The sequence below is a fragment of the Bradyrhizobium sp. NBAIM08 genome (assembly GCF_020193935.1).
In the GTDB taxonomy this organism is placed as follows: Bacteria; Pseudomonadota; Alphaproteobacteria; order Rhizobiales; family Xanthobacteraceae; genus Bradyrhizobium; species Bradyrhizobium yuanmingense.
On sequence record NZ_JADYVR010000098.1, the window covers coordinates 1 to 543 of the forward strand.

A 543-nucleotide genomic window follows, 5' to 3' on the forward strand; every position below is an offset into this window, starting at 1 on the left:
GCGTTGCAGGCGTTCGCCTACCGCATCTGCGGTAGCGCCACCGATGCCCGCATCGACCTCGTCAAAAATCAGGGTCGGGATGCTGCTGGTTTCGGCCAGAATAACCTTCAGCGCGAGCATGAAACGGCTGAGTTCACCGCCCGATGCCACCTTGTGCAGCGCGCCGGGCGGCGTGTTCGGGTTGGTCGAGATCATGAACTGCACATGATCGAAACCCTCGGGCGACCAGCCGTTTTCGTCTGCGGCTTTATCGCAGACAACGGTGATTTTCGCCTTGTCGAGTTTCAGGTCGGGCAGTTCGGCATTCACGGCCTTGGCGAGTTTTGCCGACGCCTTCTGGCGTTTCGATGTGGCCTTTTCAGCCTCCGCCATATACAGCGTGCGGGCGGCGGCGGTTGCCTTTTGCATTTCGGCCAGCGCCTCTTCCTGATTGGTGATCAGGCGCAGTTTTTGCGACAGGTCTTCGTAAATGGCGGCAAGACCATCAACGGTCGTGCGGTGTTTCTTGGCGATTTCCTTCAGCGCGAAATAACGCTCCTCGAT

1 pseudogene is annotated in these 543 nt (G+C 58.7%); it reads right to left on the minus strand.

The annotated features are described in order from the left end of the window. A pseudogene (locus I6F37_RS38590) lies at positions 1 to 543 on the minus strand (DNA repair protein RecN); the annotation flags it as partial.